The sequence below is a fragment of the Arthrobacter sp. NPDC080082 genome, assembly GCF_040686595.1.
In the GTDB taxonomy this organism is placed as follows: domain Bacteria; phylum Actinomycetota; class Actinomycetes; order Actinomycetales; family Micrococcaceae; genus Arthrobacter.
Genome location: NZ_JBFBKQ010000001.1, coordinates 537,274 through 553,949, shown reverse-complemented (window position 1 = coordinate 553,949; position 16,676 = coordinate 537,274). Strand labels below are relative to the sequence as shown.

At 68.8% G+C, this 16,676-nt stretch carries 19 protein-coding genes; 12 read left to right on the top strand and 7 right to left on the bottom strand.

The annotated features are described in order from the left end of the window. The first annotated feature begins 80 nt into the window (after window positions 1–80). From AB0O44_RS02565 to AB0O44_RS02550, 4 genes are all read left to right on the top strand, one after another. On the top strand, window positions 81–518 hold the full coding sequence (locus AB0O44_RS02565; protein WP_290256135.1) for an SseB family protein: 438 nt from the start codon (window positions 81–83) through the stop codon (window positions 516–518). Between the two features lie 90 nt (window positions 519–608). Further along, entirely contained in the window at window positions 609–1,739 is a 1,131-nt protein-coding gene (locus AB0O44_RS02560; protein ID WP_364133799.1) for a Ppx/GppA phosphatase family protein, read from the top strand. A 273-nt stretch (window positions 1,740–2,012) separates the two neighbouring features. Continuing rightward, entirely contained in the window at window positions 2,013–2,846 is an 834-nt protein-coding gene (proC, locus tag AB0O44_RS02555; RefSeq protein ID WP_364133797.1) for a pyrroline-5-carboxylate reductase, read from the top strand. Window positions 2,847–2,883: 37 nt separating this feature from the next. Next, a complete protein-coding gene (locus tag AB0O44_RS02550; protein WP_364133794.1) occupies window positions 2,884–3,465 on the top strand; it encodes an HhH-GPD-type base excision DNA repair protein in 582 nt (193 codons plus the stop codon). Window positions 3,466–3,526: 61 nt separating this feature from the next. Here AB0O44_RS02550 and AB0O44_RS02545 read toward each other — a convergent pair whose 3' ends face one another. Together AB0O44_RS02545 and AB0O44_RS02540 are read right to left on the bottom strand one after the other, a co-directional pair. After that, entirely contained in the window at window positions 3,527–4,213 is a 687-nt protein-coding gene (locus tag AB0O44_RS02545) for a TrkA family potassium uptake protein (protein ID WP_290256130.1), read from the bottom strand. Continuing rightward, complete coding sequence (locus tag AB0O44_RS02540) at window positions 4,206–5,639, bottom strand: potassium transporter TrkG (RefSeq protein WP_364133791.1); 1,434 nt, start codon at window positions 5,637–5,639, stop codon at window positions 4,206–4,208. Before AB0O44_RS02540 ends, AB0O44_RS02545 begins: the two co-directional genes overlap by 8 nt. A 98-nt stretch (window positions 5,640–5,737) precedes the next feature. On the opposite strand from AB0O44_RS02540, the gene AB0O44_RS02535 reads away from it, so the two are divergent. Continuing rightward, window positions 5,738–6,961, top strand: coding sequence for an acetoin utilization protein AcuC (locus AB0O44_RS02535; RefSeq protein WP_364133788.1), 1,224 nt, complete (start codon window positions 5,738–5,740; stop codon window positions 6,959–6,961). 55 nt (window positions 6,962–7,016) lie between these two features. Beyond that, complete coding sequence (locus tag AB0O44_RS02530) at window positions 7,017–7,610, top strand: metalloregulator ArsR/SmtB family transcription factor (protein WP_364133785.1); 594 nt, start codon at window positions 7,017–7,019, stop codon at window positions 7,608–7,610. A gap of 101 nt (window positions 7,611–7,711) precedes the next feature. On the opposite strand, the gene AB0O44_RS02525 is transcribed toward AB0O44_RS02530, so the two are convergent. After that, window positions 7,712–9,106 carry an alpha-hydroxy-acid oxidizing protein gene (locus AB0O44_RS02525; protein WP_290256126.1) on the bottom strand — a complete coding sequence of 465 codons (1,395 nt, stop codon included), beginning with the start codon at window positions 9,104–9,106 and terminating at the stop codon, window positions 7,712–7,714. 387 nt (window positions 9,107–9,493) lie between these two features. Here AB0O44_RS02525 and AB0O44_RS02520 point away from each other — a divergent pair, with 387 nt between their 5' ends. The 3 genes from AB0O44_RS02520 (at window position 9,494) to AB0O44_RS02510 (ending at window position 11,268) form a co-directional block, all read left to right on the top strand. Further along, window positions 9,494–10,615 (top strand): 3-deoxy-7-phosphoheptulonate synthase, encoded by a 1,122-nt coding sequence (locus tag AB0O44_RS02520; protein WP_364133782.1) that lies wholly within the window; start codon window positions 9,494–9,496, stop codon window positions 10,613–10,615. Window positions 10,616–10,763: 148 nt separating this feature from the next. Then, a complete protein-coding gene (locus tag AB0O44_RS02515; RefSeq protein ID WP_290256124.1) occupies window positions 10,764–10,976 on the top strand; it encodes a helix-turn-helix domain-containing protein in 213 nt (70 codons plus the stop codon). A gap of 193 nt (window positions 10,977–11,169) precedes the next feature. Beyond that, the gene (locus AB0O44_RS02510) at window positions 11,170–11,268 is read left to right on the top strand and encodes an AURKAIP1/COX24 domain-containing protein (RefSeq protein WP_003792170.1); all 99 of its coding nucleotides are present in this window, start codon (window positions 11,170–11,172) and stop codon (window positions 11,266–11,268) included. Window positions 11,269–11,551: 283 nt separating this feature from the next. Here AB0O44_RS02510 and AB0O44_RS02505 read toward each other — a convergent pair whose 3' ends face one another. Beyond that, complete coding sequence (locus AB0O44_RS02505; protein ID WP_364133778.1) at window positions 11,552–12,370, bottom strand: HAD-IB family hydrolase; 819 nt, start codon at window positions 12,368–12,370, stop codon at window positions 11,552–11,554. A 173-nt stretch (window positions 12,371–12,543) separates the two neighbouring features. Here AB0O44_RS02505 and AB0O44_RS02500 point away from each other — a divergent pair, with 173 nt between their 5' ends. Together AB0O44_RS02500 and AB0O44_RS02495 are read left to right on the top strand one after the other, a co-directional pair. Further along, complete coding sequence (locus tag AB0O44_RS02500; protein WP_364133776.1) at window positions 12,544–12,828, top strand: glutaredoxin family protein; 285 nt, start codon at window positions 12,544–12,546, stop codon at window positions 12,826–12,828. 96 nt (window positions 12,829–12,924) lie between these two features. Then, on the top strand, window positions 12,925–13,632 hold the full coding sequence (locus tag AB0O44_RS02495) for a redox-sensing transcriptional repressor Rex (RefSeq protein ID WP_364133773.1): 708 nt from the start codon (window positions 12,925–12,927) through the stop codon (window positions 13,630–13,632). Between the two features lie 47 nt (window positions 13,633–13,679). Here the strand turns inward: AB0O44_RS02495 and AB0O44_RS02490 are convergent, their stop codons facing one another. The 3 genes from AB0O44_RS02490 to AB0O44_RS02480 all read right to left on the bottom strand — a co-directional run bounded on the left by AB0O44_RS02490 (window position 13,680) and on the right by AB0O44_RS02480 (window position 15,797). Continuing rightward, on the bottom strand, window positions 13,680–14,432 hold the full coding sequence (locus AB0O44_RS02490) for a hypothetical protein (protein ID WP_364133770.1): 753 nt from the start codon (window positions 14,430–14,432) through the stop codon (window positions 13,680–13,682). Window positions 14,433–14,572: 140 nt separating this feature from the next. Beyond that, window positions 14,573–15,094: a hypothetical protein gene (locus AB0O44_RS02485; protein WP_364133767.1), complete on the bottom strand. Its 522-nt coding sequence runs from the start codon at window positions 15,092–15,094 to the stop codon at window positions 14,573–14,575. Between the two features lie 154 nt (window positions 15,095–15,248). After that, window positions 15,249–15,797 carry a YceI family protein gene (locus AB0O44_RS02480; protein WP_290256118.1) on the bottom strand — a complete coding sequence of 183 codons (549 nt, stop codon included), beginning with the start codon at window positions 15,795–15,797 and terminating at the stop codon, window positions 15,249–15,251. A gap of 213 nt (window positions 15,798–16,010) precedes the next feature. Here AB0O44_RS02480 and AB0O44_RS02475 point away from each other — a divergent pair, with 213 nt between their 5' ends. Next, complete coding sequence (locus tag AB0O44_RS02475) at window positions 16,011–16,676, top strand: histidine phosphatase family protein (protein WP_364133764.1); 666 nt, start codon at window positions 16,011–16,013, stop codon at window positions 16,674–16,676.

Here is a 16,676-nt window from a genome sequence, read left to right as displayed (position 1 = left end):
GGCCCCGGCGGGGCTTGCCGGGACCGTGGCCGCCGTCGTCGGGAATTGCGCCCCGGGCCGCAAAGTGATCGAGTGGGACAATGACTGAACAGCCCACACCCATGGATTCACAGCCGCTCAACGACCTCGAGGAGAAGCTCGCCCGGGGGGAACAGCCGGATGCCAACCCGGTGGATGTCATCCTGTCTTTCCTCAACAATGAGGTCTACATCGTCAGCTCGGACACTCTGGAGGGCCCCGACTCGCAGGTGGAGCCGCTGGTGCTGGCCAACGCCTCCGGCAACCCCGTGCTGGCCGTCTTCTCCCACCCCAGCCGCGTCACCGAGCAGTACCTCGCCGCCGCGCCGAACATCCTGGGAACCCAGGGCGCCGCGATCCTCGGCAACCTCGGCGACGAGCTCGGCATGGTCATCAACCCCGGCGCCGCCTACGGCTTCGAGATCGACCCGGAGGGTGTGGCCAACATTCGCCGCGACTTCAAGCCCGCCGACGAGGACGAGGCCGGCACCGAGGCCTAAGACCCGGCACCCACCAGCGCCCGCGGACCACCAGTGGTCCGCGGGCGCGGCTCTTTAGGCCGCCGGTACCCGCCGGGCAATAATGTGCCTATGCGACTAGGCGTACTCGACATAGGGTCCAACACCGTCCACCTTCTCCTCGTGGACGCCCATCCCGGCGCCCGGCCGGTGGCCTTCGCCTCGCACAAGCGCTCCCTCTCCCTGGTCCAGCATCTGGATGGCGACGGCAACATCAGCGACGACGGCCAGAACGAGCTCGTGGAGTTCGTCCTCGAGGCCTGGGAATTCGCCGCCAAGCACAAGGCCGAGGACCTGCTGGCCTTCTGTACCTCCGCCATCCGCGAGGCCACCAACGGCAGCGAGGTCCTGGCCCGCGTCAAGCACGAGACCACCGTGACGCTGCGCGAACTCAGCGGCAGCGAGGAAGCGTCCATGACCTTCTTCGCCGTGCGCCGCTGGTACGGCTGGGGTGCCGGGCCCATGCTCAACCTGGACATCGGCGGCGGCTCCTTCGAAATGGCCTACGGCGAGGACGAGCTGCCGGAGCTGGCCATGTCCGTCCCGCTCGGCGCCAGCCGCCTGACCCGCGACTGGCTGCCCGAGGACCCGCCCTCCGCCAAGAGCGTCAAGGACCTGCGCGGTTACATCCGGGAGACCCTGAAACCCGTCGTCAAGGAGTTCCAGAGCCTGGGCCGGGCCAACCACGTGGCCGGCACCTCCAAGACCTTCCGGTCGCTGGCCCGAATCGCCGGCGCGGCCCCGAGCGGCGCCGGTCCCTACGTCAAACGCGAGCTCTACGCCACGGACCTGGGGCTTTGGGCGCAGCGCATCTCGGCCATGGAGATCGAGGACCGCCTGCACCTGCCCGCCGTCTCCGAGGCCCGGGCACCCCAGCTGCTCGCCGGCGCGCTCGTGGCGGAGGCCGCCCTGGAAATGTTCGAGTTCCCCAGCCTGGAGATCTGCCCCTGGGCGCTGCGCGAGGGCCTGATCCTTCGCCGGCTGGACCAGCTGGTCACCGAGGGGCCCCTGGAGCCCCCGCCCCACGTGGCCCTGGCCAGCCAGCCCGCCGAGTTGCAGGCCCCGGACGACGACGAGAAGGACGAGGACGACGACTCGAACGACGACGACGAGAAGGACAGCGGCAAGAAGGACAAGGAGCACGACGGCGAGAAGAAGGACGGCCACAAAAAGGGCAACGGCAAGAAAGACAAGAAACACTAGCCGGGCTGTCCCCGCCCGGGAGGGCGCCGGGACGCCGTCGTCGAACGCCCCGCCCCGAACCGTTCGTTAACGCGAAAGCACCGGCCGTCGCTCGCGGGAAAATGGGGGAAACCCGCTGCTGACGACCGGTGCCGGGGCAGGCATCCGCATGCCTGCTGCATCACTCGCACCCTCTTGATGAGGTACTCACTACGGTAGGGGCCGAGGATGGGAGCAAGCTGGCCCGGAGTTGTGAGCTGGCTGTGAATCGGGGCCGACTGCAATGATGGGGGCATGAGCAACCGAATCGCCTTCCTGGGCTGTGGGTCAATGAACGAGGCAATCCTGGGCGGACTGATCGCCGGCGGGACCGATCCCGCGGACATCGTCGCCACCGTGCGGAGGGCCGGGCGGGCCGCGGAACTGGCCGAACGGCACACCGGCATCACCGCGATCGCCGGTGAAGAGGAACCCGAGAACAATGTGCAGGCCGCCACCGGTGCCGACGTCGTGATCCTTGGCGTCAAGCCCGTGGGAACCGCGGCGCTGGCCCGGGAGATCAGCGGCGCGCTCTCCCCGGACACGCTGGTGGTCAGCGTCGCCGCGGCCGTGTCCCTGGAGCAGCTGGAGGCGGCGCTGCCGGCCGGGCAGCCGGTGATCCGCACCATGCCCAACACGCCCGCCCGCCTGGGCCGCGGCGTCGTCTCCCTCTCCGGCGGGACGCACTGCTCGGCGGAACAGCTGCAGCAGGCCAAGGACATCTTCGCCGCGGTCGGCACCGTCGTCGAGATCCCGGAATCCCAGGTGGACGCGCTCTCCGCGGTCAGCGGCTCCGGCCCGGCGTACGCCTTCTACCTTGCCGAGGCGATGGCCGCCGCCGGCGTCGAGCTCGGCCTGGACCCGGAGCTCTCCAAGCTGTTGGCCAGGGAGACCGTGGCCGGTGCCGGCCTGATGCTCGCCGAACCCGGCGCCGACCCCACTGCCCTGCGGATCGCGGTGACCAGCCCGAACGGGACGACCGAACGCGCGATCGCTACCTTCGACGAGCAGGGGCTGCCCGGCATCATCGCCGCCGGCGCCCGTGCGGCCGCGGAGCGCGCCGCCGAGATCACCAAACAGCTGGGCTGACACCCCACCCCACCCGCACACGGACAGGACAGCACGCATGGAACTGCACATCACCGGCGACGCCGCCGCGGACAAGCTCCTCAGCGACGACGCCTTCGCCCTGCTCACTGGCATGCTGCTGGACCAGCAGGTGACCATGGAGTCCGCCTTCGCCGGGCCGGAGAAGATCCGCACCCGGATCGGATCGTTGGAGCCCGGCACCATCGCAGGCTACGACCCGCAAGACTTCGTCGAGGTCTTCAAGGAAAAGCCCGCCGTGCACCGGTTCCCCGGCTCCATGGCCGGCCGGGTCCAGGCGCTGGCCGAGACCGTGGACAAGGAGTGGGGCGGGGACGCCACCGCGATCTGGACCCAGGGCGAGCCCGACGGCGCCGAGGTGCTCCGCCGGCTCAAGGCCCTCCCGGGTTTCGGCGAACAGAAGGCGAAGATCTTCCTGGCGCTGCTGGGCAAGCAGTGCGGCCTCAAGGCCGAAGGCTGGCGCGAGGCCGCCGGGCACTACGGTCAGGCGGACGCCTACCTGTCCGTGGCGGACATCGTCGACCCCGACTCCCTGGTCAAGGTTCGGGCCAGCAAGCAGGCCGCGAAGGCCGCGGCGAAGGCGGCCAAGGGCGCGGAATGACGGGCGCGCCTCGCCCGTCCCGCCGTCGTCGAATGCCGCCGCAATCGTCCGCCGCCGGCCCTCACGGCCGGGCGGCGAACCGTTCCAGCAGGTCCACGTGGCCGGAGACGATCAGCATGTCCCGGGCGGAAACCTTGGTCTCCGGCCGGGCGTAGGTGAAGTCCTCGCCGGGGGACTTCACGCCCACGATCGTCACGCCGTACTTGGACCGGACCTTGGATTCCTCCAGGGTGAAGCCCACGGTCTCCCGCGGCGGGTACATCTTGACGATCGCGAAGTCGTCGTCGAACTCGATGAAGTCCAGCATCCGGCCGGAGACCAGGTGCGCCGCACGGACGCCGGCGTCGGCCTCCGGGTAGATCACGTGGTTGGCGCCGATCCGGGTGAGGATCTTGCCGTGCGAGGGCGTGATCGCCTTGACCCAGAGGTGCTCGATCCCGAGGTCCACCAGGTTGACGGTGATCAGCACGGACGATTCGATCGAGGTGCCCACGCCGACGACGGCGGAGCTGAACTCCTGCGCGCCGAGCTGGCGGAGGGCGTCGATGTTGGTGGCGTCGGCCTCCACCACGTGGGTGAGGACGCTGGACCACTTCTGCACCAGGGTGCGGTCGCGTTCGATCGCCAGCACCTCGCGGCCCTGCTTGACGAGCTGTTCGGCGGTGGACGCGCCGAAGCGGCCCAGTCCGATCACCAGGACCGGGGCATTGTGGGCGGGGCGGTTGACGGCGCCTGAGGAACTAGCCAATGATCGGTCTCTCTTCCGGGTAGTGGTACAGCTGGCTTCGCTGGCGCAGTGCCAGCCCGGCCGCGAGCGTGACGGTCCCGACGCGGCCGGCGAACATCAGCACGGTGAGGACATAGACGCCGGCCGGCGGCAGTTCGGCGCTGAGGTTGGTGCTCAGGCCCACCGTGGCGAAGGCGGAAATCGTTTCGAACAGGACCCGGTCCAGGGTGGCACCGCTGATCTGCAGCAGCAGGAGCGCGGACACGGCCACCAGGGTGGCGCCGGCGACGATCACCGAGATGGCCACCCGCATGGTGCCCTCCGGGATGGTGCGGCCGTAAATCTTCACGTCGGCGTCACCGCGGGCCTCGGCCACGATGGCCAGGAACATCACGGCGATGGTGGTGACCTTGATGCCGCCCGCCGTCGACGCCGAGCCGCCGCCGGCGAACATCAGGGCGTCGCTGAGCAGCATGGTGGCCGAATCCATGTGGTTCTGGTCCACCAGGTTGAAGCCGCCGGAGCGGGTCATGACGGAGGCGAACAGCGAGTGCGTGATCTTGTCGCCCACGCTCATGCTGCCGATGGTGCGGACGTTGTTCCACTCCAGCAGGCCCCACAGGACGGCGCCGGCGGCCAGGAGGATCAGCGAGACCTGGATGGTCAGCTTGGTGTGCAGGTTCCATTTCTTCCAGTTCAGGCCGTTCTGCTGGAGCACCATCACCACCGGGAAGCCCAGGCTGCCCAGGAAGACGCCCAGCATCAGCGGAACCAGGATCCACAGGTCCGTCTCGTAGGGCACGATCCCGTCCGAGTGCGGCGTGAACCCGGCGTTGTTGAAGGCGGAAATGGAGTAGAAGATCCCGTGCCAGAGGGACTGTCCGAAGCTCTCGCCCAGGGACAGGAACCGCGGCACCAGCGCGGCGGCGAGGACCGCCTCGATCACCACGGAGGTGACGATCACGATCCGCAGCAGGGTGCCCACCTCACCGAGCCGGCCGGCGTTGTTCATGGCCTCCTGGGCGATGAGCTTGCCGCGGACGCCGAGTTTCTTGCTCACCACCAGGGCGAGCAGGGACGCGAGGGTCAGTGTGCCGAGGCCGCCGACGAAGATCCCCACCAGGATCACGAGCTGCCCGAAAAAGGACCAGTGCACGGCCGTGGACACCACGGTCAGGCCGGTCACGCAGACCGCGGAGACGGCCGTGAATAGGGCTTGGTGCAGCGGGGTGGCCTGGCCTGTGGCGGAGGAAACGGGCAGCGAGAGCAGGGCGGTGAAGACGAGGACGACGACGGCGAACGCGGTGACCGCCAGCCGTGCCGGGGACGTGTTCGCGATGTCGTCCACGAAGTCGCGCAGCCGGGTGAGGATCCACAACCCTTCCCGCTCCGGCTGGCCGGGGTGCCAGCTGGCCGGGTGGGGTGACCTCGACTGGCTTTGCTTCATGTGCGGTTTGTCCTCGGTTGAAACGGCGTCCACAGTAGTAAACCACTATATTCCGCGGTCGGACGGGGGAGGGGGTGCGCTCCGGTAGCCTGTGAGGGATGACTTTCCTGCCCGGACTCGCCCAGGCCGCATTACCAACGACGGTGGTGTGGGACTCCGCTATGACGGCGTACAACTTCGGCCACAGTCACCCGATGGCGCCGGAGCGGATGGAACTGACTGCCCGGCTGTCCCGGAGCCTCGGCCTGCTGGACCTCGACCACGTCACGGTGGCCGCCCCGGAGGTCGCCACCGACGCCGAGCTCGCCGCCGTTCACAGTGAGGACTACATCGCCGCCGTCCGCCGCGTCAGCGCCGATCCCGCCACGCCGGATGAGAAGCGCGGCCTCGGAACCGAGGACGACCCCGCCTTCGCCGGGATGCACGAGGCGAGCGCGCGCCTGGCGGGCGGATCGCTGCTGGCGGCCGGCGCCATTCTGGACGGCAGCGCGGTCCGTGCTGTGAACTTCGGCGGCGGCATGCACCACGCGTCCCGTGAGCGGGCCAGCGGCTTCTGCATTTACAACGACGCAGCCCTCGCCATCCAGCGGCTGCTTGACGGCGGCGTGCAACGGGTGGCGTACGTCGACGTCGACGCCCACCACGGCGACGGGACCCAGAGCATCTTCTGGGACGACCCGCGGGTACTCACCATTTCGCTGCACGAGACCGGGCTGACCTTGTTCCCCGGCACCGGGTTCGCCAACGAGATCGGCGGCCCCAACGCCCAGGGCAGCGCCGTGAACGTGGCCCTCCCGGCCGGGACGGGCGACGCCGGCTGGCTGCGCGCCTTCCACGCCGTCGTGCCGCAGCTGGTCGGGGCGTTCGAACCCGAGGTGATCGTCAGCCAGCACGGCTGCGACTCGCACAGGCTGGACCCGCTGACGCACCTGAACATCAGCGTGGACGGCCAGCGGGAGGCGGCCTCCGCCGTCGCCGGCCTCGCCGCCCGCTACTGCGACAATCGGTGGATCGCCACCGGCGGCGGCGGGTACAACGTCATCACCGTGGTGCCCCGTTCCTGGAGCCACCTGGTGGCGATCGCCGCCGGCCGCCCGGTGCCGCTACGCACCCCCGTTCCGGAGGACTGGCGCCAGCACGTCAGGGACACGTACGGGGCGAAGTACGGCGTGGAGCCGCCCACGGTGATGGGCGACGACGTCGATCTCTGGTGGCGCTCCTGGGAGGTCGGCTTCGATCCCAACGACGCCGTTGACCGCACCGTCATGGCCACCCGTAAGGAAGTTTTCCCGCTCTACGGCCTGGACCCCTGGTTCGACTGAACCCGGCCCCGCCCGGTGGATGCCATCCGGCGTATATGTCGCTAGGGTGGAGGGCATGGTGACAGACGACGTATTTGCCGTCATTGCAGAGTCCACCCGCCGGGAGATCCTGATGGCCCTCCGCGACGGGGACAAGGCCGTGGGGGAGCTGGTGCAGGAACTCGAGGCCAGCCAGCCCACCATCACCAAGCACCTCAAGGTCCTGCGCGAGGCCGACCTGGTCAGCATGCGGGCGCAGGGCCAGAAGCGCTACTACGCGCTTAACCCCGGGCCCCTCGCCGACGTCGCCTCGTGGCTGGGCACGTTCGACGGCGTTGCTCCCGCCGAACCCGCAGTTACCGCGCCCGCGTTCTCCGCCGCGCCGGTCGATGCCGCGTCCGCCGCGTCGCCGGCCGAGGCACCCGGGACCCTGGCCGAGGCCGTCACCGGAACCCCGGCCGGCAGCGGCCGTCCCACGGAACTCCCCGCGGAGAGCTCGCTGAGCCCCGCCGTCGCGCTCCCGGTCGGCACCCTGCCCGACGGAACACTAGCTCCGGGAGCCGTGGCCGAGGACCGGCGGCCGCAGCAGATCGGCCGGACCGTGGGCCGCGCCGCAACCCGCGCCGCGGACCTGCTGGCCAACCTGCCGAAGTTCGGCCGCAAGAAGTAACCCGCGACCGCACGACTCGGGCCGCAGGACTCCGACAGCACGACTCAGGCCGCCATGAATGTTCATGGCGGCCTGATGTGTGTCTCCTCTGGGGGCCGCTCCTACCGCTGCAGCAGGTGCACGTGGTCCGGGGTCAGGTCCGCGATCCGGCTCACGCCCAGGAGCGCCATGGTGCGGCGCATGTCGGTGGCCAGAATCTCGATCGCCCGCTCCACGCCGGCCTGGCCGCCCGCCATCAGCCCGTAGAGGTAGGCCCGTCCGATCAGCGTGAAGTCCGCCCCCATCGCCAGTGCCGCGATGATGTCCGCGCCGCTCATGATGCCGGTGTCCAGGATGACGGCCGCGTCACTGTTGTCGGAACGGAGCGCCGCAGTGACCTCCGGCAGGAGGTGGAAGGGGATCGGGGCGCGGTCCAGCTGCCGGCCGCCGTGGTTGGAGAGCACGACGCCGTCGGCCCCGTGGTCCACGACCTTGCGGGCGTCGTCGACGGTCTGGATGCCCTTGACCACCAGCTTGCCCTTCCAGGTTTCCCGGAGCCAGTCCAGGTCCTCGAAGGTCAGGGTGGGGTCGAACATCGAGTTGATCAGGTCGGCCACCGTGCCGGTGTACCGCGAAAGCGAGGCAAACGTGAGCGGCTCGTGGGTGAGGAAGTTGAACCACCATTCCGGCCGGTAGGAGGCGTCCAGGACCGTCTTCAGCGTCAGGGCCGGCGGGATGGTCATGCCGTTGCGGACGTCGCGCAGCCGGGCCCCGGCGACGGCTGTGTCCACGGTGACCATGAGGGTGTCGTTCCCGGCCTTCGCCGCTCGTTCGATCAGTTCGAGTGAGCGGTCCCGGTCCGTCCAGAGGTAGAGCTGGAACCAGTTGCGGCCCTCCGGCGCGGCGGCCGCAACGTCCTCGATGGAGGCGGTGCCCATGGTGGAGAGAGTGTACGGGATGCCTGCCGCGGCGGCCGCCCGGGAACCGGCGTACTCGCCCTCGGACTGCATCATCCGGGTGAAGCCGGTGGGGGCGATGCCGAACGGCAGCCTCGAGGCCTTGCCCAGGATGTCCGTGCCCAGGTCAACGGCCGAGACATTACGGAGAACGCCCGGACGGAACTCGATGTCCTGAAATGCCTGCCGGGCGCGGTTCAGGGTGATCTCGGCCTCGGCGGCGCCGTCCGTGTAGTCGAACGGGGCCTTGGGCGTCCGCCGCTTGGCGATGGCGCGGAGGTCCCAAATGGTGCTGGCGCGGCGGAGGCGGGCGGCACGGCCGAGTTCCGGCTTCTTGAACTGCATCAGCGGCGCCAGGTCCGCGTATTTCGGGATCCTGCGCCGCAGGGCATCCGGCAGCGCGTCAGGCAGGGCGGGTGCCTGGGGGCCCGCCGGCTGGGCGGCCGGTGCGCCGGAGCCCGCGCCAACACCGTCGTGGAAGGTGCCCGAAGCGTCATCCGCTCCGGTGTCCTGCGGGGTGGTCGGCGCCTCGGGGTTGGTGGTCCCTACGGGTTGCGTCATTGCTGCCTCCGGGTCTGTCAGGCTGTGGATTGCGGTGTCGGTCGTTGGAATTCGCTGCATGCCATGGTCCATGGATCACGGGAAGCAGGCCCGGGATCATGTGGTCTAACCACACTGTAGGACAGCGGGGCTTACGGTTCAACCATCGTCCGCCCGGGCGAATGTTACGGGCTGCTTTTGCGGGGAGTCCGGCCGCGGCGCTATGGTCATTGCCATGACTAACCGTTGGTATGCGTATTTTTCGTTGGCTCTGGAGGGGCCCGCGTCTAACTGACACGCATCCAACTTTCCTTCAGAGCCAACAGGGCAGAGATCATTCTCTGCCCTTCGCCATTTCTCCGGCGGGTTCTGATCAGGGCCCGCTCCCCATCCGGAACAGGACCCATCATGAGCATCGAAGCAGCCCCGGCCCGCCAGCAGTCCACCTCTGACCTGCGGATCAACGACTTCACCCCGCTGCCCACCCCGCAGGCGATGATTGCCGACCTGCCGCTCGACGAGCGCTGCGCCGACGTCGTCGCCCGCGGCCGGGACGAGGTACGCGCGGTGATGGACGGCGTCGACGACCGGCTCCTGGTGATCGTGGGCCCCTGCTCGATCCACGACCCCAAGGCCGGCCTGGAATACGCCCGCCGGCTGGTCAGCCAGGCCGAGAAGCACCGCGGGGACCTGCTGATCGTGATGCGCACCTACTTCGAGAAGCCGCGGACCACGGTGGGCTGGAAGGGCCTGATCAACGATCCGGGGCTCGACGGCGGCCACGACATCGCGGGCGGCCTGCGGGCCGCGCGGCAGTTCCTGCGCCAGGTCACCGCCCTGGGACTGCCCACCGCCACGGAGTTCCTGGAGCCGATCAGCCCGCAGTACATGGCCGACCTGGTGTCCTGGGGTGCCATCGGCGCCCGCACCACCGAGAGCCAGATCCACCGCCAGCTCGCCTCGGGCCTGTCCATGCCGATCGGGTTCAAGAACGGCACCGACGGCGGCCTGCAGGTGGCGCTCGACGCGTGCAGCGCGGGCGGTGCCGCCCAGGCGTTCCTCGGCATTGACGGCGAGGGCCGGGCCTCCATGGTCAGCACCGCCGGCAACCCGGACACGCATGTCATTCTGCGCGGCGGCAGCGGCGGCCCGAACTACGCAGCCGCCGACGTCGCGGACGCCTCCGCCAAGCTGGCCGGACGGCAGCTGAACCCGCGCCTGATCGTGGACGCCAGCCACGCCAACAGCGGCAAGAACCACCACCGGCAGGCCGAGGTGGCCATGGAAATCGGCGCGCAGCTGGAAAACGGCGGGGCGTCCGCGGCGGCGATCGGCGGCGTGATGCTGGAGAGCTTCCTGGTGGGCGGGGCGCAGGCGCTCGACGTCGACGCGCACGCCGCCGGGACCGACGACCTGACCTACGGCCAGAGCGTGACGGACGCCTGCATGGACTGGGACGTCACGGCGTCCGTGCTGGACCAGCTGGCGGCTTCGGCCCGGGCCCGCCGGGACCGGCTTACGGCGGAATAGTCCTGTCCAATTCCTGAGGAACTCTTTCACATTGGCACCAGAAACCCCTAGAGTATCTAGCACATGGTTGTTTGATGGCTCAGCATCGGCACACCGCCATGTCGTTCAGACGGGGCAGCCGTTCGCTTGAGCAAAAGGAATAAGGGAAATGTCTTCGGAGGCCAACTTCTCCAACGCGCGCTTTCTCACTGTGGCCGAGGTCGCGGAGGTCATGCGCGTATCCAAGATGACCGTGTATCGCCTGGTGCACTCCGGTGAAATGCCGGCGGTGCGTTTTGGCCGCTCCTACCGGGTTCCGGAAAGCGCCGTCGAACAGTACCTCAAGGGTGCTGTGGTCGACGGGCACACCGAAACGGCCTGAGCCCGCCGCCGTTCAGCCCGGGCCGCGCTTCACCCCTGCCCGGGCCGCGGTCGTGGTGCGGGCCGCGGAGGCGGTACCCTGTTAAGGAACGTTTAACGTCATTGTAAGAACCTGTCAGTTGTTTCAGTCTGCTGCTAAGCCCGCGGACACTTCCCAACGGGCAGGTACTGCATCTAGCCGGTAAGGAACTTTCGTGGGTTCAGTTATTAAGAAGCGTCGCAAGCGTATGGCCAAGAAGAAGCACCGCAAGCTGCTTCGCAAGACCCGCCACCAGCGCCGCAACAAGAAGTAGAGATACTTCGTTCAGCGTGAAATGCCCGTTGCCTTCCGGCAGCGGGCATTTTCTTTGCCCGGACGAGGGTCAACCGGGGCGGTGTGCTTTGAGGCTGGGGCGCGGAATCCGCGGCGCTCGGGGAAATCCGCACCGATTTCGGACCAGCGCATACCGGACCCGGGGTGCGCCGGTCCGAATCCGCCGCCTCCGTCCGGAACCGTAGCGGAAACGGTGACGCCGGGGCTGTCCCATCCGGGGGAGCGCCGCCTCGGTCCGCAACCGCAGCGGAAACCGGGCGAGCTTAGGCGGTGGGGCCGCGGAAGCGGGAGTAGCTGCGCCAGAGGCCGTAGATGGCGCCGCCGACCGTGGCCGCCTTCAGGCCCAGGGTCGCGGCCCGGCGGCCGGACCGGAAATCGTAGACCGGCCAGTTGTTCTCGCGGGCGTGGCGGCGCAGCCGGGCGTCAGGATTGATCGCCACCGGGTGGCCCACCATGCTCAGCAGGGGAATGTCGTTGTGCGAGTCGCTGTAAGCCCAGCAGCGGGACAGGTCCAGGTCCTGCTCCTCGGCGACGCGGCGGACGGCGACGGCCTTGGCCGGACCGTGCAGGATGTCGCCCACCAGCCGCCCGGTGTAGGAGCCCTCGTGGATCTCGCCCACGGTGCCGAGTGCGCCGGTGAGGCCCAGCCGGGTGGAGATCACCGTGGCCACCTCGATCGGCGTCGCGGTGACGAGCCAGACCGGGCGGTCCATCCGCAGGTGCTGTTCGGCGAGGGCCTTGGTGCCGGGCCAGATCCGGGACTCGATCATCTCGTCGTAGACCTCTTCGCCGAGGGCCTCGATGTCCTTGACGGTGAAGCCGGAGGCCAGGCTGAGGGCGGTATCGCGGACGGCATGGACGTCCTCGAGGTTCTCACCGCGGCAGACGAACATCAGCTGTTTCCAGCCAAACCCTGCGGCCTGGCGGAGGGTGAACGCCCCGCGCTGGTGCATTTTGCGTGCCACGTGGAAGAGGCTGGCGCCGCGCATCAGCGTGTTGTCGACGTCGAAGAAGGCAGCTTCGCCGTGCTTCGGTGACGCTGCCGTCCGCGCGGCGACGGCGACGATCTTCTCCTCGGACATGCCACGAGTCTAGTCAATGCGGCAGGCATCCCCGTGATCGGAGCCGTCCGCCGCACCGTAGGAGCGGGCCGAAAAGCCCTGCAAACCTTGCGGGAGAGAGGGGCACGGCACCTTCGTCGGGCCGGACCAGGGCTGCGTCGACGACGGCGCCGGCGCCCGGCTACCGTTAAACCATGGCCAGCACCGACCCGCACCAGGCGCCCAGTCCCGCCGTCGTCCTCATCACCAAGCCGAACTGCCACCTGTGCGAGGACGCGCGCGACGCCGTGACCCGGGTGACCGCCGCGCTGGGCCTGGAGTGGTCCGAGCAGTCGATCGACGACGACGCGGCCCTGCGTGAGCGTTTCGCCGAGGAGATTCCGGTGGTGCTGGTGGACGGGGTGCAGCGCGACTTCTGGCGGATCGATGAGGCGCGGCTGACGCGGACCCTTACCCGCGCGCTCGGCACCGGCCACTGAGCAGGTCATTCAGCCTGGCACTGATAAGCCGGCCGGCCGCCGCTGCTTTGTGGGCCGAAGTCGCCCGGCCCTAGAGTGGGAAGACAACAGAACTCGATGGAGCAGATAGTGACCTCGCTGGACCCCGCACCCGGCGCCCTGGCCGCGGGTGCCGGCGCAGCCGCCAAGCAAATCCCGCCCGCGGCCGTGGCGCGGCTGACCCTCTATCTGCGCGCCCTCACCACGCTCCTGTCCGAGGGAGTGGACCGGGTCTCGTCCGAATCGCTCGCCGAGGCCTCCGGGGTCAGCTCCTCCACCCTCCGCAAGGACCTGTCCTACGTCGGCTCCTACGGCACCCGCGGCGTCGGCTATGAGGTGCAGTACCTGAACCAGCACATTGCCGCGGCTCTGGGACTGACCCGGGACTGGAAGGTCGCGATCGTCGGCGCCGGCAACCTGGGCAAGGCGCTGGCCCGGTACGGCGGGTTCGAATCCCGCGGCTTCGACATCGTCGCCATCCTCGACGCCGACCAGATGGTGATCGGCAGCGAGGTGGGCTGGCTGCGGGTCAGCGACGCCGCCGACCTCGAAGCGGTCCTGCACCGCACCGGCGCCAACATGGTGGTCCTGGCGCTGCCCGCCGCCGTCGCCCAAAGCGTCTGTGACCGGGTGGTGGCCGCCGGGGTACGCAGCATTCTCAGCTTTGCCCCGGTGATGCTTCAGGTCCCGGACGGGGTGAACCTGCGGAAGGTGGACATGGCCACCGAACTGCAGATCCTCGCCTATCACGCACAAAGGGCGCAGGACCCGGACGACGCCGACTGATCAGTCGGCGTCGTCCGGGTCCCGCGCCCGGCGCGTGAACGCGGCGTCTAGCGGCCGTACGGGTTCTGGCCGTACGGGTTGGCGAACGGCTGCTGCTTCTTGAAGTACGGGGCGACGGCGGGCATGTACAGGATGACGATGCCGGCGACGCCGAGGACCACGGCCAGCGTGCCGAGGCTGAGCGGGAACAGGCTCAGCAGCGACAGGGCCGCCAGCACGGTGCCGAGGATGCGGGCCCAGTTCCGGCCCTTCCGGACGTTCAGGGCCACCAGGGCGTACAGGCCGGCGCTGATCACGGCGAAGACGATGATGCTGACCATCACCGCGCCCTTGATGCTGTCGTAGCTGATGTCCGCGCCGCCGGCGGCCATCTGCTGCTCGACCGTGCTACGCATCGCGGGGTTGTCCAGGGTACCGAGCGCCAGGAGCAGCGAGATCACCCAGACGACGCCGGAGGCCACCAGCAGCCAGAAGGCGGTGTTGAGCAGCTGCGGCTGGCCCGCGGCTGACTGCTGCGGCTGCTCGGACGGGTACCCGTACGGCGAGGGGCCCTGGGTGTATGCCGGGGGCTGCTGGCCATACTGCGGCTGGCCGTACTGGGAGCCGTTCTGCCCATACTGAGGCGCCTGCTGGCCGTACTGGGGTGCCTGCTGGCCATACTGCGGCGCATTCTGGCCATACTGGGGTGCCTGCTGGCCATACTGCGGCGCGTTCTGGCCGTACTGCGGCTGCTGCCCGTACTGGGGTGTGCCGGACTCGTGCCCGTCAGGGCTGGAGGGCTCGACTGGCGGGTTGGTCATGGCGGTCCTCTGCATTTGAAGGCGAACTGCCGGGATCAGCGCCTAGACCCTGCCCCCAGCGTGGATAGTCCCACCGTACCCCGACCGCGCGCCGTTGTGGGGGAACGGATGCCGCGCACTTCCCGTGAAATACGGCGGCCTCAGGTCCGGGACTTGCCGGCTTCGAACCAGGCCTGGGCCGCCGGCAGCCACATCAGCACCGTGGCAGCGAGGCAGATGACGAAGCTGGGCCAGCTCCCGCCCCCGGCCAACCCGGTACTGACGGCGGCCAGCAGGAGGCTCACACCGGCGGCGACGGTCAGGGCGTACCGGGCCCACTCCCGGCCCTCCTTCATCTTCATGGCCAGCGTCACCTGGGCCGCCGCGAGGGCGAGGGCGATCAGCACCAGAAGCAGCAGCAGGATGCCGGGACCGGGGGAGACGACGAAGAGGACCAACCCGCCAAAGAGCCCGACGACGCCGGCCAGCAGCCCGAGGAGGCCGCCGGCCACCCAAATCCAGTACGAAATCCTCAGTGGAACGGGCATCGGCGGGACCATGAACATTCCCGCGTAACCGCCCACCGGCAGAACCTCACGGAAGTTCCGGGGATGGTCTGCAGGCCACGCGAACCGGTTGGCGCCTGGCTTGGGTGGCTCGGGAAGGTCGCCGGTGGTGCTCATGAATTTCACTGTAGACGGACCCGCTGACGGTTTCGAGCCGCCACCCGGGGGCCGCCCCAATGAGCGAATGCCCCGCATCATCCTAAGAGGTGCGGGGCATTCGAGGGGCCGGCCGCGGTGGCCGGAAGTGCCCGGCGCTGCCGGGGTGTGCAGACTAGGCTGCGGGGGCGATGAAGGCCAGTTCCAGGTTGATGGCGACCTTGTCGCTGACCAGCACGCCGCCGGCTTCGAGCACGGCGTTCCAGGTCAGGCCGAAGTCCTTGCGGCTGATGGTCGTCTCGGCGGTCAGGCCGGCGCGGGTGTTGCCGAAGGGATCGACGGCCACGCCGTTGAGCTCGGTCTCGAGGGTGACGGGGCGGGTGATGCCCTTGATGGTCAGGTCGCCCTGCAGCTCGTAGGCGTCGCCTTTCTCGACAATGCCGTTGGAGACGAAGGAGATCTCCGGGAACTTCTCGACGTCGAAGAAGTCTTCGCCGCGGACGTGGCCGTCGCGGTTGGCGTCGCCGGAGTCGAAGCTGGCGGTCTTGATGGTGGCGTTGACCTTGGAGTCGGCGACGTTCTCGGAGAGGTCGAGAGTGGCGTCGGCTTCCTTGAACTGGCCGCGGACCTTGCTGATGCCCGCGTGGCGGACGGTGAAGCCGATCTCGCTGTGCGAGTTGTCGAGGGTCCAGGTGCCGGCGGTGAGGTTAGCGGGAAGTGCCATGGTGGTTCTCCTTGAGTAAGTGATTCGTTCGGATCGTTGTCTGATCGTCGGTCGCGGCCTCATTGGTTGAAGTCTCAACTAACTGCTTCACCCAGTATAAACATGCATTTGCATCTTTTATTCCACCTGCGGGGAACATTTCGGAAAAAACTTGAGTTCTACTCCTCGTAGAAGATTTCGTCATTGCCCCTGCCCTTTGAGAAACTGGTACACATGCCCCACGCGACTGTTCATCTGCTCCGCCATGGCGAGGTCCATAATCCCGACGGCGTCCTCTACGGCAGGCTCCCGGAATTCCACCTCTCCCAGCTGGGCCGGGAGATGGCGCAGACCGTCGCGGACCACTTCAGCCGCCGCGTCGCCGAGGGCGCCAACATCGTGCACCTGGCGGCGTCGCCGCTGACCCGGGCGCAGGAGACGGCGCAGCCGATCTCGCAGGCACTGGGCCTGCCGATCGCCACCGAGGGACGCATTATCGAGGCGGCCAATTACTTCGAGGGGATGCAGGTGTCCCGCTCCGAGATCCTCAAGCCCCGGCACTGGCCCATGCTCCGCAACCCGCTCCGCCCCTCCTGGGGAGAGCCATACCAGGAGCAGGCCACCCGCGTCCGCGCCGCCGTCCAGGACGCCCGGCTCAAGGCCATAGAACTCGGCGGTGAGGACGCCCAGGCCATCCTGGTCAGCCACCAGCTGCCCATCTGGGCCACGCGCCTGAGTGCCGAAGGCCGCCGCTTGTGGCACGATCCCCGCAAGCGCGAATGCACCCTGACGTCCGTGACCTCCCTCGTGTTCAACGACGACGGCACGCTGCTGCGCGTGGACTACAGCGAACCCGCCGCCGCCCTGCTTCCGGGCGCGTCGAGCACGCCGGGAGCCTGA

Bases quoted from the DNA above. Each gene is read 5' to 3' on its own strand.
- AB0O44_RS02485 (WP_364133767.1), bottom strand. From the start codon at position 15,094: ATGAGCACCACCGGCGACCTTCCCGAGCCACCCAAGCCAGGCGCCAAC.
- AB0O44_RS02520 (WP_364133782.1), top strand. From the start codon at position 9,494: ATGAGCATCGAAGCAGCCCCGGCCCGCCAGCAGTCCACCTCTGACCTG.
- AB0O44_RS02490 (WP_364133770.1), bottom strand. From the start codon at position 14,432: ATGACCAACCCGCCAGTCGAGCCCTCCAGCCCTGACGGGCACGAGTCC.
- AB0O44_RS02500 (WP_364133776.1), top strand. From the start codon at position 12,544: ATGGCCAGCACCGACCCGCACCAGGCGCCCAGTCCCGCCGTCGTCCTC.
- AB0O44_RS02530 (WP_364133785.1), top strand. From the start codon at position 7,017: ATGGTGACAGACGACGTATTTGCCGTCATTGCAGAGTCCACCCGCCGG.
- AB0O44_RS02560 (WP_364133799.1), top strand. From the start codon at position 609: ATGCGACTAGGCGTACTCGACATAGGGTCCAACACCGTCCACCTTCTC.
- AB0O44_RS02505 (WP_364133778.1), bottom strand. From the start codon at position 12,370: ATGTCCGAGGAGAAGATCGTCGCCGTCGCCGCGCGGACGGCAGCGTCA.
- AB0O44_RS02525 (WP_290256126.1), bottom strand. From the start codon at position 9,106: ATGACGCAACCCGTAGGGACCACCAACCCCGAGGCGCCGACCACCCCG.
- proC (WP_364133797.1), top strand. From the start codon at position 2,013: ATGAGCAACCGAATCGCCTTCCTGGGCTGTGGGTCAATGAACGAGGCA.
- AB0O44_RS02495 (WP_364133773.1), top strand. From the start codon at position 12,925: ATGGAGCAGATAGTGACCTCGCTGGACCCCGCACCCGGCGCCCTGGCC.
- AB0O44_RS02515 (WP_290256124.1), top strand. From the start codon at position 10,764: ATGTCTTCGGAGGCCAACTTCTCCAACGCGCGCTTTCTCACTGTGGCC.
- AB0O44_RS02540 (WP_364133791.1), bottom strand. From the start codon at position 5,639: ATGAAGCAAAGCCAGTCGAGGTCACCCCACCCGGCCAGCTGGCACCCC.
- AB0O44_RS02565 (WP_290256135.1), top strand. From the start codon at position 81: ATGACTGAACAGCCCACACCCATGGATTCACAGCCGCTCAACGACCTC.
- AB0O44_RS02535 (WP_364133788.1), top strand. From the start codon at position 5,738: ATGACTTTCCTGCCCGGACTCGCCCAGGCCGCATTACCAACGACGGTG.
- AB0O44_RS02550 (WP_364133794.1), top strand. From the start codon at position 2,884: ATGGAACTGCACATCACCGGCGACGCCGCCGCGGACAAGCTCCTCAGC.
- AB0O44_RS02480 (WP_290256118.1), bottom strand. From the start codon at position 15,797: ATGGCACTTCCCGCTAACCTCACCGCCGGCACCTGGACCCTCGACAAC.
- AB0O44_RS02475 (WP_364133764.1), top strand. From the start codon at position 16,011: ATGCCCCACGCGACTGTTCATCTGCTCCGCCATGGCGAGGTCCATAAT.